General features: G+C 67.0%; 23 protein-coding genes. 9 read left to right on the plus strand and 14 right to left on the minus strand.

From position 1 onward, the window contains the following. Positions 1–6 precede the first annotated feature (6 nt). From ACIUM1_RS11840 to clpB, 7 genes are all read right to left on the minus strand, one after another. A complete protein-coding gene (locus ACIUM1_RS11840; protein WP_406817325.1) occupies positions 7–1122 on the minus strand; it encodes a glycoside hydrolase family 76 protein in 1116 nt (371 codons plus the stop codon). 41 nt (positions 1123–1163) lie between these two features. Further along, positions 1164–1811 carry a TrmH family RNA methyltransferase gene (locus ACIUM1_RS11845; protein WP_406817326.1) on the minus strand — a complete coding sequence of 216 codons (648 nt, stop codon included), beginning with the start codon at positions 1809–1811 and terminating at the stop codon, positions 1164–1166. Beyond that, a complete protein-coding gene (locus tag ACIUM1_RS11850; protein ID WP_406817327.1) occupies positions 1808–2710 on the minus strand; it encodes a hypothetical protein in 903 nt (300 codons plus the stop codon). The genes ACIUM1_RS11845 and ACIUM1_RS11850 overlap by 4 nt, the downstream gene beginning before the upstream one ends. Positions 2711–2722: 12 nt before the next feature. Further along, a complete protein-coding gene (gene pyrE, locus ACIUM1_RS11855) occupies positions 2723–3262 on the minus strand; it encodes an orotate phosphoribosyltransferase (protein ID WP_406817328.1) in 540 nt (179 codons plus the stop codon). Beyond that, the gene (locus tag ACIUM1_RS11860) at positions 3249–4025 is read right to left on the minus strand and encodes an SDR family NAD(P)-dependent oxidoreductase (protein ID WP_406817329.1); all 777 of its coding nucleotides are present in this window, start codon (positions 4023–4025) and stop codon (positions 3249–3251) included. Before ACIUM1_RS11860 ends, pyrE begins: the two co-directional genes overlap by 14 nt. Before the next feature lie 57 nt (positions 4026–4082). Further along, on the minus strand, positions 4083–4961 hold the full coding sequence (gene ttfA, locus ACIUM1_RS11865; protein WP_406817330.1) for a trehalose monomycolate transport factor TtfA: 879 nt from the start codon (positions 4959–4961) through the stop codon (positions 4083–4085). Between the two features lie 106 nt (positions 4962–5067). Then, a complete protein-coding gene (gene clpB / locus ACIUM1_RS11870; protein WP_406817331.1) occupies positions 5068–7614 on the minus strand; it encodes an ATP-dependent chaperone ClpB in 2547 nt (848 codons plus the stop codon). 133 nt (positions 7615–7747) lie between these two features. Here clpB and ACIUM1_RS11875 point away from each other — a divergent pair, with 133 nt between their 5' ends. From ACIUM1_RS11875 to ACIUM1_RS11885, 3 genes are read left to right on the plus strand one after another with little or no spacing between them, the layout of a single operon-like run. Beyond that, a complete protein-coding gene (locus ACIUM1_RS11875) occupies positions 7748–8191 on the plus strand; it encodes a DUF3060 domain-containing protein (protein ID WP_406817332.1) in 444 nt (147 codons plus the stop codon). 32 nt (positions 8192–8223) lie between these two features. Further along, positions 8224–9405, plus strand: a complete 1182-nt coding sequence (locus ACIUM1_RS11880) for an FAD-binding oxidoreductase (protein WP_406817333.1) — start codon at positions 8224–8226, stop codon at positions 9403–9405. A gap of 2 nt (positions 9406–9407) precedes the next feature. Beyond that, a complete protein-coding gene (locus ACIUM1_RS11885; RefSeq protein ID WP_406817334.1) occupies positions 9408–10310 on the plus strand; it encodes an aldose 1-epimerase in 903 nt (300 codons plus the stop codon). Positions 10311–10336: 26 nt separating this feature from the next. On the opposite strand, the gene ACIUM1_RS11890 is transcribed toward ACIUM1_RS11885, so the two are convergent. Genes ACIUM1_RS11890 through ACIUM1_RS11910 form a run of 5 tightly spaced genes read right to left on the minus strand, consistent with a single transcriptional unit; the run spans position 10337 to position 15548 of the window. Beyond that, on the minus strand, positions 10337–10735 hold the full coding sequence (locus ACIUM1_RS11890) for a heat shock protein transcriptional repressor HspR (protein ID WP_406817335.1): 399 nt from the start codon (positions 10733–10735) through the stop codon (positions 10337–10339). Beyond that, the gene (gene dnaJ / locus ACIUM1_RS11895) at positions 10735–11913 is read right to left on the minus strand and encodes a molecular chaperone DnaJ (protein ID WP_406817336.1); all 1179 of its coding nucleotides are present in this window, start codon (positions 11911–11913) and stop codon (positions 10735–10737) included. The genes ACIUM1_RS11890 and dnaJ overlap by 1 nt, the downstream gene beginning before the upstream one ends. A gap of 55 nt (positions 11914–11968) precedes the next feature. Further along, the gene (gene grpE / locus ACIUM1_RS11900) at positions 11969–12628 is read right to left on the minus strand and encodes a nucleotide exchange factor GrpE (RefSeq protein ID WP_406817337.1); all 660 of its coding nucleotides are present in this window, start codon (positions 12626–12628) and stop codon (positions 11969–11971) included. Further along, the gene (dnaK, locus tag ACIUM1_RS11905) at positions 12625–14487 is read right to left on the minus strand and encodes a molecular chaperone DnaK (RefSeq protein WP_406817338.1); all 1863 of its coding nucleotides are present in this window, start codon (positions 14485–14487) and stop codon (positions 12625–12627) included. The genes grpE and dnaK overlap by 4 nt, the downstream gene beginning before the upstream one ends. A gap of 59 nt (positions 14488–14546) precedes the next feature. After that, positions 14547–15548 (minus strand): LysR family transcriptional regulator, encoded by a 1002-nt coding sequence (locus ACIUM1_RS11910; RefSeq protein ID WP_406817339.1) that lies wholly within the window; start codon positions 15546–15548, stop codon positions 14547–14549. 87 nt (positions 15549–15635) lie between these two features. Here ACIUM1_RS11910 and ACIUM1_RS11915 point away from each other — a divergent pair, with 87 nt between their 5' ends. From ACIUM1_RS11915 to ACIUM1_RS11925, 3 genes are all read left to right on the plus strand, one after another. After that, entirely contained in the window at positions 15636–17120 is a 1485-nt protein-coding gene (locus ACIUM1_RS11915; RefSeq protein ID WP_406817340.1) for an aldehyde dehydrogenase family protein, read from the plus strand. 5 nt (positions 17121–17125) lie between these two features. Beyond that, positions 17126–18076: an amidohydrolase family protein gene (locus tag ACIUM1_RS11920; RefSeq protein ID WP_406817341.1), complete on the plus strand. Its 951-nt coding sequence runs from the start codon at positions 17126–17128 to the stop codon at positions 18074–18076. 149 nt (positions 18077–18225) lie between these two features. After that, positions 18226–18813 (plus strand): hypothetical protein, encoded by a 588-nt coding sequence (locus tag ACIUM1_RS11925; RefSeq protein ID WP_406817342.1) that lies wholly within the window; start codon positions 18226–18228, stop codon positions 18811–18813. A gap of 24 nt (positions 18814–18837) precedes the next feature. On the opposite strand, the gene ACIUM1_RS11930 is transcribed toward ACIUM1_RS11925, so the two are convergent. Continuing rightward, entirely contained in the window at positions 18838–20022 is a 1185-nt protein-coding gene (locus tag ACIUM1_RS11930) for a tyrosine-type recombinase/integrase (RefSeq protein WP_406817343.1), read from the minus strand. A gap of 477 nt (positions 20023–20499) precedes the next feature. On the opposite strand from ACIUM1_RS11930, the gene ACIUM1_RS11935 reads away from it, so the two are divergent. The 3 genes from ACIUM1_RS11935 to ACIUM1_RS11945 all read left to right on the plus strand — a co-directional run bounded on the left by ACIUM1_RS11935 (position 20500) and on the right by ACIUM1_RS11945 (position 23702). Continuing rightward, a complete protein-coding gene (locus ACIUM1_RS11935; RefSeq protein ID WP_406817344.1) occupies positions 20500–20712 on the plus strand; it encodes a hypothetical protein in 213 nt (70 codons plus the stop codon). Between the two features lie 111 nt (positions 20713–20823). Beyond that, entirely contained in the window at positions 20824–22362 is a 1539-nt protein-coding gene (locus ACIUM1_RS11940) for an AAA family ATPase (RefSeq protein ID WP_406817345.1), read from the plus strand. A 575-nt stretch (positions 22363–22937) separates the two neighbouring features. Then, complete coding sequence (locus ACIUM1_RS11945) at positions 22938–23702, plus strand: hypothetical protein (RefSeq protein ID WP_406817346.1); 765 nt, start codon at positions 22938–22940, stop codon at positions 23700–23702. A gap of 340 nt (positions 23703–24042) precedes the next feature. Here ACIUM1_RS11945 and ACIUM1_RS11950 read toward each other — a convergent pair whose 3' ends face one another. Next, on the minus strand, positions 24043–25062 hold the full coding sequence (locus tag ACIUM1_RS11950; RefSeq protein ID WP_406817347.1) for a TIR domain-containing protein: 1020 nt from the start codon (positions 25060–25062) through the stop codon (positions 24043–24045). Positions 25063–25074 lie beyond the last annotated feature (12 nt).

Below are 25074 nucleotides of genomic sequence, written 5' to 3' on the forward strand. Positions count from 1 at the left end.
CCTGTCCTACGACTCGGCGGAGACGTTACAGGCGGCCTCCATGAGCATCCACCCCGACAGCTGCACCGACAGGTCCCGCTCGGCCACCTCGGAAGCCATCACCGCGCCCTCGACGAACTCCGCCTCTTTGCCGCCGGCCGTGGGCAACTGGGCGTCGCGGTCCCAGAACGGGCCGAACACCGGCAGCCCGTGCACCGTCTGCCTGTTGTCCCAGGCCGCTTTCGCGCTGGCCAGCACGATCCGCCGGGCGGTGTCGCGGGCCAGTGCGTCGTCGGCGGCGTCGCCCGGCAGCGCGGTGGCCACCAGCGCCAGATACCGCGCGGTCACCCCGGCGAACAGGCCGCCGTCGCCGCCGCCGGCGCCGGCCAGCACGCCCGCCGGCGCCATGTGTTCCTGCACGGCCGCGACCAGCCGGTGCACCCGGGCGGCGTGGCGCTGCCTGACCTCGACGGCGGTGCGGGCGGCCAGTTCGGTCTCAAGCCCGAGCACCACGCCCTGGCAGTAGGTGTACTGCGCGCGCACCAGCGAACCGGCTTTGATGCCGTCGAACACCAGGTGCGTCTCCGGGTCGATCAGCGTCCGGTCGATCCAATTGCCCATCTGCTCAGCACGTTTCAGATGGTCCCCGTAGCGCGCGAGGAAGATCCCCGCGGGGCCGTTGGCCGGGGCGTTGAAGAACCGGTCGGACTTGCGCCACGGGATGCCGCCGCCGTCCTCGGGCGCCCAGGCGTCGAGGAATTGGCCGGCGAGCTTTTTGAGCGCACCCGGGCGTTGCACGTCGGCGATCCGGGCGGCGCGTTCCAGCGCCAGCGCCAGCCAGGCCATGTCGTCGTAGTAGCTGTTGGTCCACGACAGGTTGTTGCGCAGCCGGTGCGAGCGGATCTGCCGGTTGATCTCGGCGCGCCGGTGCGGCTGCGGATCGCGCTGTTGGGCGTCGACCAGGCAATCCAGCAGATGCGCCTGCCACCAGTAGTGCCAGGTGCCGAACCAGCGGTCACGCCGCGTCGCCGGCCAGGCCACCACGCCCAGCTGGGTCGCGGGCAGCCCCCACAGCCGTTTCAGGTGTCGTTGTCTGACAGCGGCTTCGCTGCTGGCCGCGCGGTTGGCCCAGAGCTGATCCATACCTGTCGATCCTGCCCTACCGGATGTCGCCCGACGCTCACTCACCAGGCCTGGGACAGATCGGCGTGCTGCGTGACCCAGGCGTGCATGGCGATCCCGGCGGCGACGCCGGCGTTGATGCTGCGCGTCGAGCCGAACTGCGCGATCGACACCGTCAGGCTGGCGCCGGTGCGGGTGTCGTCGGTGATGCCCGGCCCCTCCTGCCCGAACACCAGCAGACACTCGCGCGGCAGCGAAGCCTGCTCCAAACGCGCCGCGCCCGGGACGTTGTCCACCGCGACCACGGTCAGCCCGGCGGCGGCCGCGAAGCCCAGCAGTTCGGCGGTGCTGTCGTGATGGCACAACCGCTGATAGCGGTCGGTCACCATGGCGCCCCGGCGATTCCACCGTCGCCGCCCCACGATGTGCACGGTGTGCACCGCGAAGGCGTTGGCGGTGCGCACCACCGAGCCGATGTTGGCGTCGTGCCCGAAGTTCTCGATCGCGACGTGCAGCGGATGGCGGCGCCGGTCGATGTCGGCGATGATCGCTTCCCTGGTCCAGTATCGGTAGGCGTCGACGACGTTGCGAGTGTCGCCCTCGCGCAACAGGATCGGGTCATACCGCGGGTCGTCGGGAATCTCGCCCCGCCACGGGCCGACGCCGGCGGGCGGGGTCGCCGCCCACTCGGTGGGCCCGGGTCCGCTCATCGCTGCGTCCACACCCCGGCGTGCGTGCCGTCGATGGCCAGCGTCGCGTACAGCAGCGCGTCGTTGATCTCGCCCTGGGTGCACAGCGACGCGTTGACGCGCACCGCATCCAGGGACGCGTCGGGCAGGATCAGCACCGACGACCCGTACGCCGAGCAGGCCGGGTTCAATCCCGGGGCGGGCAGCGTCGGCGATGCCAGCAGCATCATCGGGCCGCCCCGCTTGGCGGACTCGTCGCGATATCGGGCCGCGACGGCGGTGGCTTCCAGCCCCAGCAGCATGTAGCCGTCGCCGGTGAACGCCCCCGGGTCGCCCAGCTGCATCTTCGTCACCGGGGTGCCGTCGGCTCGCCATGCCGACAGGCTGACCGTCTTGACCGCCAGGCCGCCGCTGTCGTTGGCGTTGGTCGGCAGCAGCCCGACCGGGAAGGCGACCGGGTAGGCCGACGAGCTGTCCGGGATCCGGTCGCGCGGCGAATAGCCGTAGACACCGCGCACCTGGCTTCGATCCTTCAGCGGCCCAAGGCAAACCGTGCCGGTGAGCCGGTCGCGCGGCGCCGAGAGCGGCGCGGGAATGTCCCGCACGCCGGTCTTCGCGTTGTCACAGCTGCCCAGGCCGGCGGCCTCCATCGGGTGCGCCAGCGCGCCGTAGAGGCCGAAGCGGATGTCCTCGGGTTTGGCGTGCGGTTCCTTGGCCGAGGCGGGGCTCGCGTCGACGTCGACCAGCACGTAGTCGCCGTCCCAACGCAGGTTCGACACCGACATGTTCCAGCCCAGCAGGGCCAGGGATTCGCCGAGCCGCGCGCCCTGGGCGCCGTAGGGGGCCGCCGGGCGGCTCGGGCCGGAGCAGCCCGCGAGCCAGACCGCCGCGCAGGCGACTATCGCGAGGAAAGTGCGCACGGTGCAGCGGACCTAGCTCAGCCCCAGATCGGCCAGACCCAGCACGCTCCGGTAGGGCAGGCCCTCGGCCTCGATCGCCTCGGCGGCGCCGGTGGCGCGGTCCACCACGGTGGCCACCCCGATCACGTCGCCCCCGGCCTCCTGGACGGCGCGCACCGCGGTGAGCGCCGAGTTGCCGGTGGTGCTGGTGTCCTCGACGACCAGCACCCGCTTACCGGAAACCTCGGAGCCTTCGATAAGACGTTGTAGCCCATGGGTTTTCGCCGATTTACGGACGACGAAGGCGTCGATCGGCCGGCCCGGGGCGTGCATGATGGCGGTGGCCACCGGATCGGCTCCCAACGTCAGGCCGCCGACCACGTCGTAGTCCCAGTCGCCGGTCAGTTCGCGCATCAGCGTGCCGATCAGCGCCGAGGCGCGGTGGTGTAGCGTGGCCCGCCGCAGGTCGACGTAGTAGTCGGCCTCCTTGCCGGAGGACAGCGTGACCCGGCCGTGCACCACCGACAGGCGCGACACCAGCTGCGCCAGCTCTTCGCGGTCAGGTCCGGCCACGGCCACTCCCGATTCGTTTGGTGACCGCCCGCATCAGGGTCCGCGGTATCAGGCGCTCGGCGGCGATGATCGCCTTGTACTGCAGGCCCGGAATGCTGATCACCTTGCCGCGGGCGATGTCGGCCAGGCTCTGGCTGACCACGTCGTCGACCTCGAGCCACATGAACGACGGCGACTTGGCCATGTCGATCCCGGCGCGGTCATGGAATTCGGTGCGCACGTAGCCCGGGCACACGGCGTGCACGGAAACCCCGGTGCCCTGCAGGCCGACGGACAGGCCCTCGCTGAACGAGATCACCCACGCCTTGGACGCCGAATACGTCGACCCGCGCCCGGGCACCAGCCCGGCGACGCTGGCGATGTTGATGACGGTGCCCGCGCCGGCCTCGAGCATGGCCGGCAGGGCGGCCCGGGTCAGGTGCATGACGGCGGTGACGTTGACGTCGAGCTGGGACTGCAGCACGGCGGGGTCGGTGGACCAGAAGTCGCCGGAGGTGCCGAAGCCGGCGTTGTTGATCAGGACGCGCACTCCCCCGGCGGCGAGCCGGTCGCAGACCCGTTGCCGGCCCGCGGCGTCGGCCAGGTCGGCGGGCAGGATCTCGACATGGGCGCGGTGTTCCTGCAGTTCGTCGGACAGCCTGGTCAAGCGGTCGACGTCGCGGGCGACCAGGACCAGGTCGTAGCCGTCGGCGGCGTAGCGTCGCGCGAACCCGGCGCCGATCCCGGACGTAGGACCGGTGATCAGGGCGACGGGGCGAGGCATGAGCGACATCCTAATGACGCCGGCCGCGTCGGCCTGGTGGCTACCCGGGGTCCGCCGTCAGCGCTGATAGTTGCCGGCCTGCTGGCCGTTGCGTCCCGAGGGCGGTGGGCGGCGGATGGTTTCCGACCGCCCGTCGGGTCGGGGCTGGTCCCGGCGCAGCGGCTCGGCGGCACGGCGGGCGGCCTGCGGATCGCCACCGAGCAGCCCCGTCACCTCCTGCTGCGCGCGCCGGGGCGGCAGCTCGGCGCGGCCCGCCGGCGCCAATGGCCGACTGGGTGCGGCGTTGCGCGGTCCCGACGGCGCCGCGGGCTCCTGCGGGATCTCTTCGGGCAGCGGCGGCAGCACCCGTAGCAGGTCGTTGAACTGGCGCACCGTGCGCAGACCCTCGTCCCACTCGGTGCGGGTGCTGGTGATCGGCATGGCGACCAGCGTCCAGTTCTGCTCGTTCCACATGATCTCGGCGCTGTCCGGTGCGGTGTGCGCGAAGGTGACCATGCGGCGGTCGCAGGCCCGTCGGGCGGCGTCCAGATTGGTCGAGTAGACCATCCGTGGCCCGATCGCGCCCAACAGCCAAATGTCGCTTTCCCGTGGCTCTTTGAGTCCCTTGAGCCGCAGGTCCACCACGACGTTGGTGCCCACCTTGCGGTGCAGCGCGATCACCGTGGCGACCTCTTCGAGGTCGAAGATGTAGACGGCCTCGCCGCGGATCTGGCCCAGCACCACGTTCTGGGCGACGACGTCGCCGACCGTGGACATCACCCCGCGCTTCCAGCGCTTGAGGATGTCGGCCGATTCACGCTCGTAGTCGAACCCGTGCGACCGCGCCCACGACTTGCGGCGCCTGCTGCGCCCGCGCCGCCGATCGATGTCGACGTACAGCAGCACCCCCGCGCCGACAAAGCACAGCGCGGAGAGCGTGAACCAGAGGGGGACCATCCAAAACAGGGTATCTGCTATTGGCCCGGAACACAGAAGGCGACCAGGTCACAACCCAATCACAGGTGGGGCGTGTCGCCGGACCGCGATGGTCCCCCTCTGGGGGTCAGCCGAGGATCAGCGAGTCGCCGTCGGGGCTGACGTTCACCGGAACGGTGTCGCCGTCGTGCACGTCGCCGGCCAACAACAGCTTGGCCAGCTGGTCGCCGATGGCCTGCTGCACCAGGCGGCGCAACGGCCGAGCGCCGTACACGGGGTCGAAGCCGCGGTGCGCCAGCCACTGCTTGGCCGGCAGTGACACCTCGAGGGTGAGGCGCCGCTGCGCCAGCCGCTTCTGCAGCTGGGCCAGCTGGATGTCGACGATCTGCACCAGCTCACCGGGCTCGAGGCCGTGGAAGATGATGACGTCGTCGAGCCGGTTGATGAACTCCGGCTTGAACGCCGAGCGCACCGCGGCCATCACCTGCTCCTCGCTGCCACCCGAGCCCAGGTTGGAGGTCAGGATCAGGATGGTGTTGCGGAAGTCGACGGTGCGGCCCTGCCCATCGGTCAGCCGCCCCTCGTCGAGCACCTGCAGCAGCACGTCGAACACGTCCGGGTGCGCCTTTTCGATCTCGTCGAACAGGATCACCGTGTACGGGCGCCGCCGCACCGCCTCGGTCAGCTGACCGCCCTGGTCGTAGCCGATGTAGCCGGGCGGCGCACCGACCAGCCGGGCCACCGAGTGCTTCTCGCCGTATTCGCTCATGTCGATGCGGACCATCGCGCGTTCGTCGTCGAACAGGAATTCGGCCAGCGCCTTGGCCAGCTCGGTCTTCCCGACGCCGGTCGGCCCGAGGAACATGAACGATCCGGTGGGCCGGTTGGGGTCGGCGACGCCGGCCCGGGAACGCCGCACCGCGTCGGACACGGCGGTCACCGCTCTGCGCTGGCCGATGACACGCCGGCCCAGCTCCTCCTCCATGCGCAGCAGCTTGGCGGTCTCGCCCTCGAGCATCCGGCCCGCCGGGATGCCGGTCCACGCCGAGACCACCTCGGCGATGTCGTCGGGACCGACCTCCTCTTTGAGCATCACGTTCTCGCGGGCCTCGGCCTGCGGCAGCGCGGCGTCGAGCTTCTTCTCGACCTCGGGGATGCGCCCATAGCGCAGCTCCGCGGCCTTGGCCAGGTCGCCGTCGCGCTCGGCGCGCTCGGACTCCCCGCGCAACGCCTCCAGCTGCTCCTTGAGCTCGCGGACGACGTCGATCGCGTTCTTCTCGTTCTGCCAGCGGGTGGTGAGCTCGGACAGCTTCTCCTTCTGGTCGGCCAGCTCGGAGCGCAGCTTCTCCAGCCGCTCCTTGGACGCCTCGTCCTCCTCCTTGGCCAGCGCCATCTCCTCGATCTCGAGGCGACGCACCAGCCGCTCCACCTCGTCGATCTCGACGGGCCGGGAGTCGATCTCCATCTTCAGCCGGCTGGCGGCCTCGTCGACCAGGTCGATGGCCTTGTCCGGCAGGAAGCGCGCGGTGATGTAGCGGTCGGACAGCGTCGCGGCGGCCACCAGGGCCGAGTCGGTGATGCGCACCCCGTGGTGCACCTCGTACCGGTCCTTCAGCCCGCGCAGGATGCCGACGGTGTCCTCCACCGACGGCTCACCCACCAGCACCTGCTGGAACCGGCGCTCCAGCGCGGCGTCCTTCTCGATGTACTTGCGGTACTCGTCCAGGGTGGTGGCGCCGACCAGCCGCAGCTCGCCGCGGGCCAGCATCGGCTTGATCATGTTGCCGGCGTCCATCGCGCCCTCACCGGTCGCGCCGGCGCCGACGATGGTGTGCAGCTCGTCGATGAACGTGATGATCTGGCCGGCGGAGTTCTTGATGTCGTCGAGCACGGCCTTGAGGCGTTCCTCGAACTCGCCGCGGTACTTCGCGCCGGCCACCATCGACCCGAGGTCCAGGCTGATGACGGTCTTGTCGCGCAGGCTCTCGGGCACGTCACCCGCGACGATGCGCTGAGCCAGGCCCTCCACGATGGCGGTCTTGCCGACGCCGGGCTCACCGATCAGCACCGGGTTGTTCTTGGTGCGTCGCGAGAGCACCTGCACCACCCGGCGAATCTCGTTGTCCCGCCCGATCACCGGGTCGAGCTTGCCGTCGCGGGCCCGCTCGGTCAGGTCGGTCGAGTACTTCTCCAGCGCCTGATAGGTCGCCTCCGGTTCGGGGCTGGTGACCCGGCCACTGCCGCGCACCTTGACGAACCCGTCGCGCAACGCCTGGGGCGAGGCGCCGTGGCCGGTCAACAGTTTGGCCACGTCGGAGTCGCCGGTGGCCAGGCCCACCAGCAGATGTTCGGTCGAGACGTACTCGTCGTTCATCTCGGTGGCCAGTTGCTGCGCGGTGGTGATGGCGGCCAGCGACTCGCGCGACAGCTGCGGTTGCGAGCTGGCGCCGCTGGCCTGCGGCAGCCGCTCCAGCAGCCGCTCGGTTTCGGCGCGAATGGTCGCCGGGTCGACGCCGACGGCCTCCAGCAGCGGCGCGGCGATGCCGTCCGCCTGCGTCAGCAGGGCCATCAGCAGGTGCGCGGGCCGGATCTCGGGGTTACCGGCGGCCGAGGCCGCCTGCAACGCGGAGGTCAGCGCCGCTTGGGTCTTGGTAGTCGGGTTGAAAGAGTCCACGACGAGCTCCATTCGGGTACAAAAAGGTTGGCAAAAATGCTTGTCCGCTTGTTCAACGCCGTCAAGGTTGAGTCTGTTCCGCTCAACTCTACCGAGTTTTCGTTGACCCGGCGTACTGGGTACCCCTGTATCGATGACGCAGACGACCCAGCACCCCGACCAGGCCGGCGCCGAGTTCGCCCGGACCGCGCGCCGCGTCCCGCTGACCTTCTTGCTCGCCGCCGTGGCCGTCGGCCTGGCGCTCGCCGCGCTGGTCGCGGTCGGGTTGCACACCGATCTCGCCGGCAGCGGCCCCTCGACGACGGTCCCGGAGTCCGGCACGCTGCAGTTGAGCGGGACGGGTATGACGAAGACGATTCCCTGTCATGCCGGCTATCTGTCGGTGAGCGGGGAGAAGAACACCATCACCCTCACCGGGCACTGCACCAGCGTCAGCGTTTCGGGCAGCGGCAACCACGTCGCGGTCGACAGCACCGATGCGGTGAGCGCCTCGGGGACCGGCAACGTCGTTGTCTATCACTGGGGTTCGCCCAAGATCGACGACGTCGGGACCGCCAACACCGTCCGACAGGGCTGAGTGGCCGACGGCCGAGCCTAGAATCGGGGCCCGTGAGCCTGGAGGACGTCGACGCACTGCACGTGTTGCGCGATGCCTTCGCACCGGGCGAGGCGGGCTCGGTCGGTGCTTCCGGTGAGCTCGTTCACCGCTTCTACACCCATTGGTTCGCCCTCGATCCCTCGGTGCGCGACCTGTTCCCGCCCGAAATGGCCCCCCAGCGGCTCGCTTTCGGCCATGCGCTGCACTGGGTATACGGCGAGCTCGTCGCGCGGCGCGCGCGGGAGCCGGTGGCGTTCCTGGCACAGCTCGGCCGCGATCACCGCAAATACGGTGTGCTGGCGCGCCATTACGAAACCCTGCGGCGCGCCTTGCTGAGCACACTGCGCGCTCAGCTGGGTGCGGCCTGGACCGACGCCGTCGACGAGGCGGCCAGGCAGTCGCTGAACCTGATCACCGGGGTGATGAGCGGCGCCGCCGACGCCGAGGAGGGGCCGGCGTGGTGGGACGGGACCGTCATCGAGCACATCCGGGTGTCGCGGGATCTGGCGGTGGTCCGGCTGCAGCTCGATCAGCCGATGCCCTACCACCCCGGCCAATACGTCAACGTCCACGTGCCCCAATGCCCGCACCGTTGGCGGTATTTGAGTCCCGCGATTCCGGCCGACCCCGGCGGCGGGATCGAGTTTCACGTCCGGCTGGTCCCCGGCGGACTGGTCAGCACCGCGATCGTCAACGAAACCCGCATCGGCGACCGCTGGCGGCTGTCCAGCCCGCACGGCGGCCTGCAGGTCGACCGCGAGGGCGGTGACGTGCTGATGGTGGCCGGCAGCACCGGCCTGGCCCCGCTGCGGGCGCTGATCATGGACCTGTCGCGGTTCGCGGTGAACCCACGGATACATCTGTTCTTCGGCGGCCGGTACCGCTGCGAACTCTACGATCTGCCGACCCTGTGGCAGGTCGCCTCGCACAACCCCTGGCTGTCGGTCTCGCCCGTCTCGGAGTACAACAGCGACCCGCCATGGGCCGCGGACTATCCCGACGTCACGCCGCCACGCGGGCTGCACGTGCACCAGATCGGGCGGCTGCCCGACGTGGTGACCAAGTACGGCGGCTGGGGCGACCGGCAGATCCTGATCTGCGGCGGGCCGGCGATGGTCAGCGCCACCAAGGCCGCCCTGATCGCCAAAGGCGCTCCGCCCGAACACATTCAGCATGACCCGCTATGGAGGTAGCCATGCACGTCGTCACCCTGCACGATCCCACGTCGCCGGTGGTTGCGCAGTACGTTCCCGACGCGGGGATGATCGGCACGTCGCTGCGCGACGCCGGTGTCGAGCTGCTGGGCCAGCGCCGCGGCCTGGACGCCTACCTCTCCGACGGCAAGACGATGGGCATCCCGATCTTGTATCCGTGGGCAAATCGGTTGAGCGAGAACACTTATACCGCACAAGGCGTCACCGTGACCCTGACGCCGGGCGAAAACGGCGTGCGCGCCGATCCGCACGGGCTACCCATCCACGGCGTCCTGGCCGCCTACCCCGGATGGCGGGTGACCGAAGAGGCCGCCAACGCGCTGACCGCCGAACTGGATTTCGGGGCCGATCCCCGCTTGCTGGCCAGCTTCCCGTACCCGCACCTGCTGACCGTCGCGGCGCGGCTGGCCGACCGGACGCTGACGGTCCGGACCACGGTCACCGCGACCGGCGACCGTGCGGTGCCGCTGTGCTTCGGATTTCATCCCTACCTGCAGCTGCCCGACGCGCCGCGGGCCGACTGGGTCATCGAGACACCGCCGCTGCGGCATCTGGGCCTCGACGACAAGGGGCTGCCCACCGGAGACGCCGAGCCACAGCCGGCGCGACAGGAAACATTGTGCGACAAGGCTTTCGACGATGCCTACGACCAGGTGGCCGAAGGTTCGGTGTTCGCGGTGTCCGGCGGCGGTCGCCGCATCGAGGTGCATTTCGAGCGTGGCTATCCGGCGGCGCAGATTTTTGCGCCGCCGGTACAGGACCCCGCGCAGGCGATCGTGTGCTTCGAGCCGATGGCCGCGCCGACCGACGCGCTGCGCCGGGGCGGCTACCGCTGCGCCGTACCGGGCGAGCCGGCGGTCACGCAGTTTTCGATCCGGGTGTGACCACGAAGTGAAACCGAGCGAGAGAATCAGCGTCCGCGGCGCGGCTGCCACACCACCAGCGCGGTGCTCTTGGGCACCACCGCCACATCGCGGCGCGGGCTGGCGGCGCGCGTTTGAGCCAGCTCCTCGGTCAGCTCCTTGACCCGGGCCTGCAACGCCTCGACCTGATTGGTCAGCTCGATGATGCGCTTGATCCCGGCGAGGTTTACCCCCTCGTCCTGCGAGAGCCGTTGCACCTCACGCAGCAGGTCGACGTCGTGCTCCGAATACCGCCGTCCCCCACCGGAAGTCCGGCGCGGGCTGACCAGGCCGAGGCGGTCGTAGGTGCGCAGCGTCTGGGCGTGCATGCCGGCCAGCTCGGCGGCCACCGAAATCAGGAAGGTCCGGGCATCCTCTTTCCTTGCATTGCTCGAGCCCTTGGCCATCAGCGATTGCCTGCCCATCCGGCCCGGGGGTCGAAGCCACTGGCACGCTCGGCGGCGGCGTACGCCTCCAGCGCCTCCTGGGCCGCGCCCTCCAAGTTGGGCGGTACGGCAACCTTGACGGTCACCAGCAGGTCCCCGTTGCCGCCGCCGCGCTTGGGCACGCCCCGGCCGCGCACCCGCAGGATCCGGCCGTCGGCGGTGCCCTTGGGCACCCGAACACCGACTTTGCCGTCCAACGTGGGCACCGAAATGGTTGAGCCCAGGGCCAACTCGGTGAAACTGACCGGAACGGTCACGGTCAGGTCGTCGCCGTCGCGGCCGAACACCTTGTCCGGTCGCACATGCACCGTCACGTACAGGTCACCCGACGGCGCGCCGCGCAGCCCCGCCTCGCCCTGGCCGGGCAGCCGGATGCGCTGTCCGTCCTCGACGCCCGGTGGGATCCGCACGTTGATGGTGCGGGTACGGGTGGTGACGCCGGTGCCCTTGCACTCCTCGCAGGGGTGCTCGATGATCGAACCGCTGCCCCGGCAATCGGTGCAGGGCTCGGAGAAGCCGAACGCGCCCTGGTTACGGTTGATCACGCCGGAGCCGTTACAGGTGGGACACACCTTCGGGCTGGTGCCCGGCCGCGCGCCACTGCCATGGCAATTCGTGCAGGGCGCCGGACTGGTCAGCCGCAGCGGCATCGCCACGCCCTTGGCGGCCTCGACGAAATCCAGCTGGGTTTCCGTCTCGAGGTCGTTGCCGCGGCGCGGCCGGCTGGGCCGGGTGCCGGAACCGCGCCCGAACAAGCCACCGAACAGGTCACCGATGTTGGTGCCGCCGCTTCGGCCGGCGGCATCGAACAAGTCGTTCAGGTTGAACTCAGCGCCGTCTCCGCCGACGTTGAAGCCCCCGAACCCGCCGCTGTCGAACCGGCGCCCGCCAAAACCACCGCCGGCGAACAGCCTTCGGGTTTCGTCGTATTCCTTGCGCTTGGCCGGATCCGACAAGACGTTGTGCGCCTCGGAGACCGCTTTGAATCGTTCGCCGGCGGCAGGGTTGTCGGGGTTGGCGTCCGGGTGCAGATCGCGCGCCAACTTGCGGTAGGCGCGTTTGATCTCTTCGGGACTGGCGTCAGAGGAGACGCCCAGCTCCTTATAGAAGTCCTTTTCGACCCATTCACGCTGGGCCATGTCGCGTCACCTCCTCACCTTTCTCTGCTCTCTTTTGTTGTGCTGATTGTGTGGTCTAGTCACCGGAGGCGCCGGCGTTATCGTCCGATTCGGCCGGCTCGGTTTCCCCAGCCGCCGCAGCGGACTCACCGGTGGCGGCCGCTGCGTCGCCGTCATCGACGACCGTGTCGACGACACCGACCAGGGCGTGGCGCAGCACCTGGTCGCCCAGTTTGTAGCCCTGCCGCATGACGGTGCCGATCACCGGCCGAGAGCCGTCACCTTCGTGCTGGACCGCTTCGTGCAGTACCGGGTCGAAGTCCTCGCCCTCCTCGCCGAACGCCGACAGGCCGAGGCCGGTCAGTGCGCTCTCCAGCTTGTCGGCCACCGACTTCAGTGGACCGGATTCCAGATCGCCGTGCTTGCGCGCCCGCTCGAGATCGTCGAGCACGCCCAGCAATTGGTTCACGACGGCGGCCTTGGCCCGGTCCGCCGCGGCCTGCTGGTCGCGCAGCGCCCGCTTGCGGTAGTTGGCGAAGTCGGCCTGCACCCGTTGCAGATCGGCGGTCAGCTCGGCGACTTTGCCCTCGGCCTGACCCGCCGGCTCACCGGCCGGCGCCCCTCCCGGCGCCCCTGCTTCGGGGCCGGGAGGGACCTGCCGTACTTCACCGGTCTCGGGATCGATTCGGCGCTTGTCGGTGACTGTCACCTGTTCGGATGGATTGCTTTCCGTCACTTGGACTCCCGGTCATCGTCGACCACCTCCGCGTCCACGACGTCGTCAGCCGAGCCAGACCCGCCGCCGGCCGCGTCGCCACCGGCCTGCTCGCCGGCGGCCTGGGTGGCCTCGTAGATCGCCTGTCCGAGGGCCTGGGACTCCTGGCCCAGCTTCTCCATCGCCGCCTTGATCGCGGTGATGTCGGTGCCGCCCAGAGCCGTCTTGGCCTCGGCGATCGCGGCGTCGACCTTGGACAGGGTGTCCTCGGGAACCTTCGAGCCGCCCTCGGCCTCGCGCTGGTCCTTGACGAACTTCTCCGTCTGGTAGACCAGCGATTCGGCCTGGTTGCGGACGTCGGCCTCTTCGCGGCGCTGACGGTCCTCCTCGGCGTGCGCCTCGGCGTCCTTGATCATCCGGTCGATCTCCTCCTTGGACAGGCCGGAGCCCTCCTGGATCTTGATCGTGTTCTCCTTGCCGGTGCCCTTGTCCTTGGCCGTGACGTGCACGATGCCGTTGGCGTCGATGTCGAACGTGACCTCGATCTGCGGGACGCCGCGCGGAGCCGGTGGGATGCCGGTCAGCTCGAAGGAGCCGAGCAGCTTGTTGTGCGAAGCGATTTCGCGCTCACCCTGGTAGACCTGGATCTGCACCGACGGCTGGTTGTCGTCGGCCGTGGTGAAGGTCTCCGACCGCTTGGTGGGAATGGTGGTGTTGCGCTCGATCAGCTTGGTCATCACGCCACCCTTGGTCTCAATACCCAGGCTCAGCGGCGTAACGTCAAGCAGCAGAACGTCTTTCACCTCACCCTTGAGGACACCCGCCTGCAGCGCGGCACCAACGGCCACCACCTCGTCGGGGTTGACACCCTTGTTGGGCTCCTTGCCACCGGTGAGCTCCTTGACCAGGTCGGTCACCGCGGGCATCCGGGTGGAACCACCCACCAGGACGACGTGGTCGATCTCGGAGACCGAGATACCGGCGTCCTTGATCACGGACTGGAAGGGCTTACGCGTGCGGTCCAGCAGATCCTGTGTGATGCGCTGGAATTCGGCGCGGGTCAGCTGCTCGTCGAGGAACAGCGGGTTCTTGTCCGCGTCGACGGTGATGTAAGGCAGGTTGATCGAGGTGCTCTGCGAACTCGAGAGCTCGATCTTGGCCTTCTCCGCGGCCTCGCGCAGCCGCTGCATCGCCATCTTGTCCTTGGTCAGGTCAATGCCGCTGGTGCCCTTGAACTTGTCGACCAGCCACTCGACGACGCGGTCATCCCAGTCGTCCCCACCGAGGTGGTTGTCGCCACTGGTGGCGCGGACCTCGACCACACCCTCGCCGATCTCGAGCAGCGAGACGTCGAACGTACCGCCACCGAGGTCGAAGACCAGGATGGTCTGTTCCTTCTCGCCCTTGTCCAGGCCGTAGGCCAGCGCGGCCGCGGTCGGCTCGTTGACGATCCGCAACACGTTCAGGCCGGCGATCTGGCCGGCCTCCTTGGTGGCCTGACGCTGGGCGTCGTTGAAGTACGCCGGCACGGTGACGACCGCGTCGGTGACGTCCTCACCCAGATACGCCTCGGCGTCGCGCTTCAGCTTCATCAGCACGCGGGCGCTGATTTCCTGAGCGGTGTATTTCTTGCCGTCGATCTCGATGGACCAATCGGTGCCCATGTGCCGCTTGACCGAACGGATGGTGCGGTCGACGTTGGTGACCGCCTGGTTTTTGGCGGGCTGGCCGACGAGCACCTCGCCGTTGCGGGCGAAGGCGACGATGGACGGCGTGGTCCGCGAACCCTCGGAGTTGGCGACGACGACCGGGTCACCGCCCTCGAGGACTGCGACGACGGAGTTGGTGGTCCCGAGGTCGATACCGACCGCACGAGCCATAGTGATTCCTCCTGAATGTGTAGAGCCTGTCTGGTGCCACTATGCTGAGTGAACCCCGCTCAAGACTGCCCTTGCGGGCCTGGGCTGTCAACCGGTATTGAGTGTGGTTCGCTCAACTTGTCGATCGTGTTAACGGCGGTCGACCCCGCCTTGTTCCCGGGGCCTGCCGACAAGCCGTTGACTTCATCCATCAGCGCGAGCAACGCCCGGGTGGCCGCGCTGACCTGCCGGGTCGCCGAGGTCGCCACGTAGAGCCGCCACTGCAGGTCGGGCCCGGTGGTCCGGACGCTGACCAGGCCCGAACTGTCGATGCCGTCGAGGATGGACCAGCTCAGAAAACCGATCCCCAGGCCCTTACGGATACAGGTCGCCGCGGTGCCGATGTCGGCGACCTCCACAGCGACGGTCCGCTCGACGCCCGCGGCCGCGAACGCGTTGTCGACCACGGTGCGGTTGCCGTATCCCGGCGGCCCGTCGACGAAGGACATGCCCGCCAGGTCGACCAGCGGAACCGTTTTGCGCCGGGCCAGTGGGTGCTCCGCAGGGACGACCAGCAGCAGGGGAACCTCGGCCACCAGCCGGGTGTGCAGGTCGGCGGGTGGCGGTCCTGTGAAAACCAGGAAGGCGACATCGAGATCCCCGTCGCGCAATTGGCCGGCCAGGCCGGCCGACCCGGCGCTGGCCGCACGCAGGTGAACAACGACCTCGGGATGACGGGCGTGCAGTTCGGCCAGCACCGTCGGCACGTCGATGACGCTGACCGACGTCAGCGTCCCCACGGTCACGGTGCCGCGCACGGCGCCCCGGGCGGCGGCGACCGCGTCCTTGGCCGCGCCCGCGGCGGCGAGGGTGCTCCGGGCGTGCGGCCGCAGCGCCTCGCCGGCGGGGCTCAGCGCCACACCGGACGGGCCCCGGGCGAACAATTCGGCACCCAGCTCGCGTTCGAGCGCCTTGATCGTGGTGGACACCCCGGACTGCACGACGCGCAGGCGCTTTGCCGCCGCGGTGAAGCTTCGGCAGTCCGCGACGGCCAGGAAGTACTCGAGCTGGCGAAGCTCCATGACCGCGATTATCACCATCGGTGATGGCGATCATCAGAAGATATCGTTGGCGCTGATCAGGAAGCCGGGCATACCGTGACAATGCCCATGGATCAGCAAGCCCCCGCCGAGATCGGCACGCCATGGTCGTCGGCGTCCACCGACGACCGGTTCGTCGTGGAAAACCCCGCCACCGGTCAGGTCGTCACCGTTGTCCGCGGGGCCGGCACCGACGAGGTGGACCGGGCCGTGCGGGCGGCGCACGCCGGGCACCTGAACTGGAAGCAACGCCCGGCCCGCGAACGCGGCCGCTACCTGCGGCAGATCGCCGACGTCATCCGCGCGCACGCCGACGAGATCGCCGCCCTCGAGTCTCGGGAGATGGGCAAGCCGATCACCCAGGCACGCAATTTCGACGTCGAGGCGGCGATCGGAATCTTCGAATACTTCGGCAGCATGGTCGAGGTGCTGCCGAGTCAGGCGCGCGACTACGGCCCCGTTTTCGACGTGACCACCCTGGAGCCGTACGGCGTGATCGCCGGCATCGTGCCCTTCAACTGGCCGCCGATTCACACCGCCGGCAAGGTCGCGCCCGCATTGGCCGTCGGCAACGCCGTGGTGCTGAAACCCCCGGAGCAGACCCCCTCGGTGGTGCTGCGGCTGGTGGAACTGATCCAGTCGGTGCTGCCCGATCCGGTGGTGCACGCCGTGCCGGGCGGCGGTCAGGTGGGCGCCGCGCTGGCCGAGCATGAGCTGGTGGGCAAGATCTCCTTCACCGGATCGCCACTCACTGGTGCGGCCGTGCTGCGGACCGCGGCCGGCAACCTGACGCCGGCGCTGATGGAGCTGGGCGGGAAGAACCCGCTGCTGGTGTTCGGCGACGCCAACCTGCACGAGGCGCTGCTGGCCGCCGTCGACGGCGGCTTCTTCAACCAGGGTGAGGCGTGCACTGCGGCATCCCGAATCCTGGTGCAGGACAACGTCTATGACGAATTCGAAGAGAAGCTGTGCGCCGCGGTGCGCCGATTGCGAGTGGGTGATGGCGCCGACCCCGCCACCGACGTGGGCCCGCTGGTCACCCGGGCCCAGCAGAAGCAGGTCCTGAACTATCTCGACATCGGCGTAGCCGAGGGCGCCCGCATCGCCGCCCAGGCGCCGCTGCCGCGGGATCCCCGGCTCGCGGACGGCTTCTACGTCGCACCCACGGTGCTGACCGGCGTCACGCCGGGCATGCGGGTGGCGCAGGAGGAGATCTTCGGCCCGGTCGTCGCCCTGATCCGGTTCAGCGACGAGGCCGAGGCGGTGCGCATCGCCAACGGCACGCCGTACGGGCTGGTCGCCGCGGTGTTCACCGCCGACGGCGACCGGGCGCTGCGGGTGAGCCGGCAGATCCGGGCCGGAGCCGTCTTCGTCAACAACTATGCCCGGGTGGCCATCGGCAGCGGATTCGGCGGCGTCGGCCATAGCGGGTTCGGCCGCGAGCACGCCCAGGAGACGCTGGCCGAATACGGCTACACCAAAACCATCCGCCTGGCCGCCAACCGCGACGAGCTGCCGTACTGGGACGCAGCCGCCCGAGTCCTCGAAGGATAACTCAGATGCGCGTCATCGCTCTCGAAGAGCATTACGCCACAACCGAATTCCTGCGCGGACCGGGCACCTGGCTGGCGTCGCGGGCGGGCATCGTGGAACCGGCCAGCGATCTGGGCGACGGTCGCATCACGGCGATGGACGAGGCCGGGGTGGACCTGGCGGTGCTGTCGCTGGCCGCACCCGGTGTGGAGCAACTGGATCCAGACGAAGCGGTCCGGCTCGCGCGCGACTGCAACGACCAGCTCGCCGCGGCGGTGGCGCGGTACCCGGATCGCTTGGCGGGCTTCGCCACCGTGCCGATCAGCGCCCCCGACCAGGCGGCCGAGGAACTCGAGCGGGCGGTGCGCCGGCTCGGCTTTCCCGGCGCGGTGATCAACGGGCACAGCCGGGGCCGCTACCTCGACGACGCGTTCTTCGAGCCCATCCTGGAGCGGGCGGCCGCCCTGCAGGCGCCGATCTATCTGCATCCGACCATCCCGCCGGCGGGCGTCATCGAGTCCAGCTACGCCGGGTTCGCCGAGCCCGTCACGTTCGCGCTGGCCACCGTGGGCTGGGGGTGGCACATCAACACCGCCACCCACGCGCTGCGAATGATCCTCGGCGGCGTGTTCGACCGCCACCCGTCGTTGCAGATGATCATCGGGCACATGGGCGAGGCGACGTCGTTCATGCTGCCGCGCTTCGACGCCACCCTGAAACCGGAACTGACCGGTCTGCAGCGCCGCGTGAGTTCCTATCTGCGGGAGAACTTTCACTACACGTTCGCCAACTTCAATGACCACGCGACGTATGCGAACCTGGTGGCGCAGGTGGGGATCGAACGGGTGGCCTTCTCCGCCGACTACCCGTTCGGGTCGATGGTCGAGGCCCGCGCCTTCCTCGACGGCTTGCCGCTGTCCGACGACGAGCGGGCCGCCATCAGCCACCGCAACGCCGAAAAGCTGTTGGGGCTGTAAGTCCCCGGTCAGATTTGGCGCCACGGGTCGGTCACGCGGTGATAAACCTGGGCCATCGGCTCTGTATCGATAGCCGCGCCGGGGCAGCGACTTTCGCCTCTCGGTGCGTAACGTGAGGTCCGCTATTCGAATCGTCTGGGGAGCGGCGGGTGCGGTTTTCGGAGAATGCGCGGCGGAGCCTGGCCGGTGGTTCGCTGTTGCTCGTGGCACTGGTGGCCGGCTCGGAGCTGGTGTCGGGCTGCAGCTCGATCATCGGGGGCCGGCCGGTGGCATCGCCCGGGGCGGGACCCACCGAACCGTCCTTCCCCACGCCGCGGTCCACACCGCCGTCGGCGACCGCCGCCCCGGCCCCGGGCCCGTCCGCCGCGCCGGTGAACCCGACCACCCCGGCGGGCGCCATCCCGTTGCCGCCCGACCAGAACGGTTACGTCTTCATCGAGACGAAGTCCGGCGTGACGCGCTGCCAGATCAATAAGGACACCGTCGGCTGCGAGGCACCGTTCACCAACTCCCCGCTGCAGGATGGGGAACACGCCAACGGCGTCAGCATCAACACGGGCGGCAAGGTGCAGTGGGTGCTGGGCAACCTGGGGGCCATCCCGACCGTCACCATCGACTACAAGACCTATGCGGCGCAGGGCTGGACGATCATCGCCAACACGGACGGCACCCGCTTCACCAACGACCAGACCAAGCACGGCATGTTCGTCAGCGTCGAGAAGGTCAACACGTTCTAGGGCCTGAAAGCCCAGGTAATCGGCCTATTGCGCGGATGTCGTCCGCAGTGCGTCCGCAGCAGATTTGATCGCCGCGTCCAGGCTGGCAGCAACACCGTCTAGATCGTCATCGAAAAGGTCTGCATACACGTCCAGCGTCATCGACGCCTTGGCGTGCCCGAGCATCCGCTGAAGGGCCTTGACGTTGGCCCCGGCGCTGACCGCCAGGCTGGCCGCTGTGTGCCGAAGATCATGCGGCGTGATCGTGGGAAACGTCTTGTCGGCGGCTTTGCACTTCTCAACTGCTGCCGCGAAGAATCGCTTGCGGTAGTTAGACACTCGCAACACATCGCCGTGCTGGCTGGCGAAAACGCGATCATCCCGCGCCTTCCCGACCATCAAGGCCGATAGCTCGGCGGCCAACACCGCCGGGAATGGCACCGAGCGGCGCTCCCATGACTTCGGCGTTGACCACACGAGCCCGTTGAATTCGGTAACGGACCTAGACACGTTCACCCGGCGGCGAAGCATGTCAAAATCACCGACCCGCAGGGCGGCCATCTCACCCCAGCGCAGACCGGTGTAGGCAAGGAACCGCACCACTTCGGGCCGATACTCGACGGCGGAGGCCAACGCAGCCACCTGGGCGTGGGTGAGGTAGCCGCGATCGGCGTGCTTGCGCCTGGGTAACTGGACGCCATCACACGGGTTGCGGGAAATGCGGTTGTCGTCCAGCGCCGCACCCATGACCTGGCGCAAGACACCGAATCCGTTCTCGATGGTCGGCACCCCTAGCTCGTCGCTCACCATGGACGCTACCCAGGCCCGCACCGCCGAAGTCTTCACGTCGATCACCGGCACGTCGGCCCACACCGGGGCTACATGGTTCTTCCAGACGCCGCGTCGCCCCGCAGCGGTACGGGCTTTTATGTGGCCCTGCGAGCGCTCCCAGGACTTGTAGACCCCCTCGACCGTCACCTTCCCGGCGCCGGGCGCAATGTATGTCCCGGTCGCGAGCTTCGCGGTGATCTCGTTGTCGAGCCACTGTTGAGCGTCGACCTTGCGCGCAAAGGCTTTGGAGTGCTCGCGACCGTCGTCGTCGACATACCTTGCCCGCCAACGGCTTCCTTTGCCGTAGTTCGCGCTGGCGACAGTACTAGAATTTCCGTATTCATCGCGGATGGTCCGGTACCACCGGTCCTCGACACCGGCCCTGCGGTTGCGTCTCATGAAATCGAGAGTACGGCTTTTCCACGACAAACCTCAGCCAAGCCGTCATCCCAAAACTTTTTCCTGAGAGTTTTCAGAACTTGGTATCTCCTGTGTTGCGTTACCAAAGTTCCTGCCTGCGCTTTCCTGTATGAAGCAACCCCGTTTAGCGTGAGGTTTCGGGAAAATAAGTACCCTTTCTCAGGAATGCCATTTGCCTGTCATTGGTTACGTCTGGATCATTCGAATTAAGCCAAGAGCTGCTTGGTAGTTGAAACGGATGAGGCTCGTGTTGGAAGACGAATTTCTATCAGCTATGGACCTGGAAAAATGGACTAGCACCAAGGCGGCGACGTGGCGTTATTGGGCGTATCTGGGCACAGGTCCCCACAGTTTCAAGCTTGGGCGCCGACGGGTATGGCGCCGCTCAGCGGTGGAGGCCTGGCTGCGCGAGTTGGAAGCGAAACCGTGACGGTGTCGAGATGCGAAAGAAGACGTATGCGTATTCTCGCATTATTTTTTACTTCTGGATTTTATGGAGTAAATAAAAGCCGGACCTCGTCGAATAAACAACGAGGTCCTGAGGAATTGATGGATTCAATGACTATTTTATTGGCGCATGACCGCCAGTCTAATGCCGAACGGATTGCAGCACATACCAGAGACCCCCGCCACGCTACATATAAAAATGTGGCTTACAAAGCATTCTGAGCCCCTACCTCGAGGCCGGAAGTAAGTACCAATGAAAACGACCTCCGTTTGTCCCTGCGTTAGCGCGCAGGGACGGGGGCCGTCTCCCAGCCCATGCCAAAAGGATTGCCAATGTCCAATAATATCGAAATTCAATTGCTTTCGCACCTCACTACCGCTGAGGGAATAGCTCTCGTTACCGAGGAGAAGCTGGGGCCCGAGGTATTCGAGGATCCGCCCAATCGGGCGATCTTTGAATTCGCGCTGGACTACTGGCAAAAATATGGGAAGGTCCCCACCCGAGAGATCCTAGTGCAGGAATGGCCCCCTCTGGAAAAGCAGTTGCTGGAGTCGTTGGAAGACTCCAAAGACGCCGCAGGCTACATAATCGAGCGGCTGCGCAAGCGCTATACCAAAAACGGGCTCAACGAGATGTTGATCTCGTCCGCGCAACTCGCTGCGGACGATCCGGTGGCGGCGCTCAAACACCTGCACGACGGCACCACTGCCATGTTGGACGTTGCCGGGAGACCTGACCAGCACGCTGTGTTAGAGCACCGGCGGGCCGTCGAGGCCGAGTTGGGACGCCAGCGGGTCCGGGAGGAGGCCCGGCGGCGACTGGTTACTGAAAAGGCCGGTCCCGCATTGCCTTTCGAGTGGGGCCTGTTGTCGGATCTGGAAGATCCCGACGAGTCCCCGTTTCGCATCGACGGGCTGTTGCCAGCCGGGGGTGGGATGGCAGTCGTCGCCCAGCGCAAGACCGGCAAGACCACGCTGATGCTCAACCTCGCCCGCAGCCTGATCACTGGGGAGCCTTTCCTGGGCCGGTTCGACACCAAGCCGGTGACTGGACGGGTAGCTTTCCTGAACTTCGAGGTATCGAGTGGGCAGCTGGGTCGCTGGGCACACCAGACGGACATCCCGGCAGACCGGCTATTCCTGGTGAACCTGCGAGGCAGGCGCAACCCGCTACAACAACCGGTAGATCGTCAACTACTGGCCGACAAGCTCCGGGAGCACCGGGTCGAAGTACTGATCGTGGACCCTTTCGGCCGGGCCTACACGGGCGCCAGCCAGAACGACCCTCACGAGGTGGGAAGGTGGCTGGCAGATCTAGATGTATTCGCCCGCTCCGAGGTGGGAGCCACAGAGGTGATCTTGGCGGTGCACGCGGGGTGGAACGCTGAGCGCACCCGTGGCAGCTCGGCCGTCGAAGACTGGGCCGACTCCATCATGACCATGACTTTCGGTGGAGACCAGCAGACCAGGTACCTGCGGGCCATTGGCCGGGATGTGTCGGTGGATCAGGACCAGCTGAGCTATGACCCGGTGACTCGGCTGTTGACGACGACCGGTTCCGGCACCCGCGCCCAGGTCGAACGGGTTTTTAAGGCCCAAGCCCTGGTTGATCCGGTGTGCCAGTGCGTCGATGCCAACCCCGGCACATCCCAGAACGCCATCGAAAAGGGTGTGCGCGCGAGCACCACCGTTGGTTTCCAGGCCGCCGACGTTCGGGAGGCCATCAAGATAGCCGAAGAAAAAGGCAGGCTACGTCGCGAAGGTGGGGGGAGTCGGGGCAAGACCACAAAGCACTTCCCGGCCGGCGCCGAACCGCAGCCAGGCCAATCCATTGAGGAGCTTCAGCCAGGGGAATCTGGGGGGAAGTTGTGAAACTACGTCCAACTGCGTCGAAACTGCGCCCAGACGTACCCACATACAGCTACTGAACTGCGTCCAACTGCGTATATACATACGCAGTGGGCAGTAGTAGTGGTTGCAGCACTCAGGGGCTGGTGAGTTACTGACAAGCCGGACGCACTTGGCCGAACCGGGCCCCACGGGCCCGCCAGGCTCCAACAGTCCAGTGGTCTAGCACTTCTGTTCGAAGTGCCATTGCGCTGAATCCACTTGGTCCAGTGAGAGCTATCGACGCCTACCGATGATCAGGACGCTGGCGACCTACCTGATTTTCAGTGGGTAGACCGGAGCCACCCTCGCGACTGAACCGGTCATGCTGCACGCCGGGCCCAACTGTCCGGTTTGCGTGTGATCCCTGCGCTAGAGCTGCACCAGTCTTGCGGTAGTTCGTCGGTCATACCTGCTGATCCCAGGCGGGCGGATGCTAGGCAACGCCATCACTCCGTATGGCGCCTGAGTTGTCGGTAGCCACATCTATCGTGGCGGTCATGCCAGCTCTTGATCCTCGCGAACGTGTGGAGAGGTTTGTTCTACGTGCGCGGAAAGTAATGTCGCATTCTCTGGTCCGCGATCACTCGGAACTGTTGAACGACTTGGCCTCCGGAACGATTAAGGTGCAGATCCAATTCAACGCCGTGACCCGCGAAGCCACGCACCAGTTTTCGATGGAGTTGCCCCCTGAGGAGGCCTTCGAGTCCTTCGCGGCCAGGGTGCGGCCCTTCACCATTCCCAAGGAGCCGGTCTACTGGGCGGTGGTGCTAGACGCGCTGGAAGGGCTGGTGAGCGAGGACACGCTGGCCAATATCATCGACCTCGAAGATTTACGTGAGCACTGGAAGACCGTTGTAGAAGGAAAGAAGATCGCCCAGGCCTTCTACGTGGTGACCGAGAAAGGCCAGCTGTCTGACGTCCAGTTGGCCGACATGTGGCTGAACTCTGATGCTCTCCACACGCAGCTCATTCAGTCGGAGATCGGCAAGGAACTGAGCTTGGACCAGCGCTACCGCGCAGCGACAGGTGTTTACGCCCGCCTGGGCTCGTGTGTGAACGCCACGTATTACCTGGTGAAGTACTTGGTCCAACAAGGACTGCTTGAACTTGATCCCGAAGTCTTCACGGTGCCGGTGTTGGCCAAGACCAGTGTCGAGATCAAGGGCCAGGTCTACAGCGCGGAGTTGGGCACCGAGATGCCCACCGATTTGTCGAACCTCGACCCGAAGATCTGGCGCCCAATCCACGAAGACATTGAGTTGCTAGGGGAGCCCGAAGGTGGCCTGCCCGAAGATGGTTCGCTCCCCGAGCCAGAGGAGTGAGCATGCCCGCCCAGCGTGGAGCCAGCAGTTACTCCCCGTCGAGTCGCGGGCGCCCGCGAAACCTTCGTTCTCGCAATGGCGTATCGGGGGGCGCCCCGCAGCGACGGCGACTTCATCGGCGCAAAGCCTCGTGAAATCAGGTGGTCTGGGCTGGTGACCCAAGCCATGCAAATCGGTCTTGCAGAGACCAATACCGCATTACCCTCGGCCACTATGGAATCCGAAGCGGACATCGGTCCGGAAAGGGGCGGCGCCAAATCGACCGACAGCGATCGCGCCACCACCAGGTCGGACCAGGACGGTGCAGGTGACGACGCGACCGTAATGGGCAAGCTGGGGGCTAAGCGAAGGGGTCCTGGCTCGCCAGTTGTTGTTCAAGACGCCTGCGTGTCTCATCGTTGCGCCGCTCCATTTCGGCATCTTTCTCGTCTAAGTAGTCGACGTAGGCCTGGATGTCTGAGGTGATGACCGCAGCGCCCGGTTGGCGTCGAATGAATTCAGTCACAACCCTGGAATAGGGCTGGCCTCCATCCGAACCCGCTTTTGCCCAGTGGATTTGGGTGTTCTCTTTGGTCGCCTTGAGTAGCTGCGAGCAAAGGTCGGCGTCCAGAGACGACAACTCGCGCAACCGCTTCCAGATCGCATCGGTAGTGGCGAAGCTCCAAGAAGATGCCATCGCTGACACCAAGGACGCCGCGAAACCGGCAGCAAGCTCTGGCTTCGTCGCGACCCGATCGACGACCATCTCAGCTATCGTCGCGGCAGACGCACCGATAGGTACGGGTTGTGCCTGAAATTTTGCGAAGAAGCCGTAGGGAGTCTCATCGAATCGGAGGGCCATGACCGGCACCTCACGCCCAAGCAGCCAGCCAATCTCTTGGTCGCACCAAGCGCTTTTCCGAAGGCCGTCGTGGACGAATACCAGCCCAGCGTCGGCTACGCCGAGCGCCTTCTCGATCTCGTCCTGCCATAGCTTGTCGTGCTCGATGGTGTCGTGCGCCACGAACAGGTCGATCCCATAACGAAGAAGCTGCTCGCGGACTGCGCCGACTAAGACTTTGTGATCGCTTAGGTGTGAACCGAATATCCGGAGGGGACGGGCCGTGCCGATCGTGGGCACCTGCGATTTCGGGGCAGCTACGTGCGGCACCTCTAGTTCGAAGTATTCGGCGATCTCAATCAGCTGCTCGTCATTCGCCCAGCTCACGATGTCGTGCAGGCTCGGTCCGTCGGCGTAGTCCCCGAGTGTTTCTAACCCGTATGTGCGGAGGATGAGGTTGGTTGCCTGGAAACTGAGACTCTGATCGCTGAGGCAGTCCACGACCGCCAGCGACAGCCTCACCCGCGTCTTCTTGTCCAAGAATCTCGCCCT

It is taken from the genome of Mycobacterium sp. M23085 (genome assembly GCF_045343915.1).
Classification (GTDB): Bacteria; Actinomycetota; Actinomycetes; order Mycobacteriales; family Mycobacteriaceae; genus Mycobacterium.

Coding starts and splice junctions, on each gene's coding strand:
- ACIUM1_RS11840 (WP_406817325.1), bottom strand. CDS start 1,122: ATGGATCAGCTCTGGGCCAACCGCGCGGCCAGCAGCGAAGCCGCTGTC.
- ACIUM1_RS11915 (WP_406817340.1), top strand. CDS start 15,636: ATGGATCAGCAAGCCCCCGCCGAGATCGGCACGCCATGGTCGTCGGCG.
- ACIUM1_RS11845 (WP_406817326.1), bottom strand. CDS start 1,811: ATGAGCGGACCCGGGCCCACCGAGTGGGCGGCGACCCCGCCCGCCGGC.
- ACIUM1_RS11945 (WP_406817346.1), top strand. CDS start 22,938: ATGTCGCATTCTCTGGTCCGCGATCACTCGGAACTGTTGAACGACTTG.
- ACIUM1_RS11860 (WP_406817329.1), bottom strand. CDS start 4,025: ATGCCTCGCCCCGTCGCCCTGATCACCGGTCCTACGTCCGGGATCGGC.
- ACIUM1_RS11920 (WP_406817341.1), top strand. CDS start 17,126: ATGCGCGTCATCGCTCTCGAAGAGCATTACGCCACAACCGAATTCCTG.
- ACIUM1_RS11935 (WP_406817344.1), top strand. CDS start 20,500: ATGCGTATTCTCGCATTATTTTTTACTTCTGGATTTTATGGAGTAAAT.
- ACIUM1_RS11890 (WP_406817335.1), bottom strand. CDS start 10,735: ATGGCCAAGGGCTCGAGCAATGCAAGGAAAGAGGATGCCCGGACCTTC.
- ttfA (WP_406817330.1), bottom strand. CDS start 4,961: ATGGTCCCCCTCTGGTTCACGCTCTCCGCGCTGTGCTTTGTCGGCGCG.
- ACIUM1_RS11875 (WP_406817332.1), top strand. CDS start 7,748: ATGACGCAGACGACCCAGCACCCCGACCAGGCCGGCGCCGAGTTCGCC.
- dnaJ (WP_406817336.1), bottom strand. CDS start 11,913: ATGGCCCAGCGTGAATGGGTCGAAAAGGACTTCTATAAGGAGCTGGGC.
- ACIUM1_RS11910 (WP_406817339.1), bottom strand. CDS start 15,548: ATGGAGCTTCGCCAGCTCGAGTACTTCCTGGCCGTCGCGGACTGCCGA.
- ACIUM1_RS11940 (WP_406817345.1), top strand. CDS start 20,824: ATGTCCAATAATATCGAAATTCAATTGCTTTCGCACCTCACTACCGCT.
- ACIUM1_RS11930 (WP_406817343.1), bottom strand. CDS start 20,022: ATGAGACGCAACCGCAGGGCCGGTGTCGAGGACCGGTGGTACCGGACC.
- dnaK (WP_406817338.1), bottom strand. CDS start 14,487: ATGGCTCGTGCGGTCGGTATCGACCTCGGGACCACCAACTCCGTCGTC.
- ACIUM1_RS11885 (WP_406817334.1), top strand. CDS start 9,408: ATGCACGTCGTCACCCTGCACGATCCCACGTCGCCGGTGGTTGCGCAG.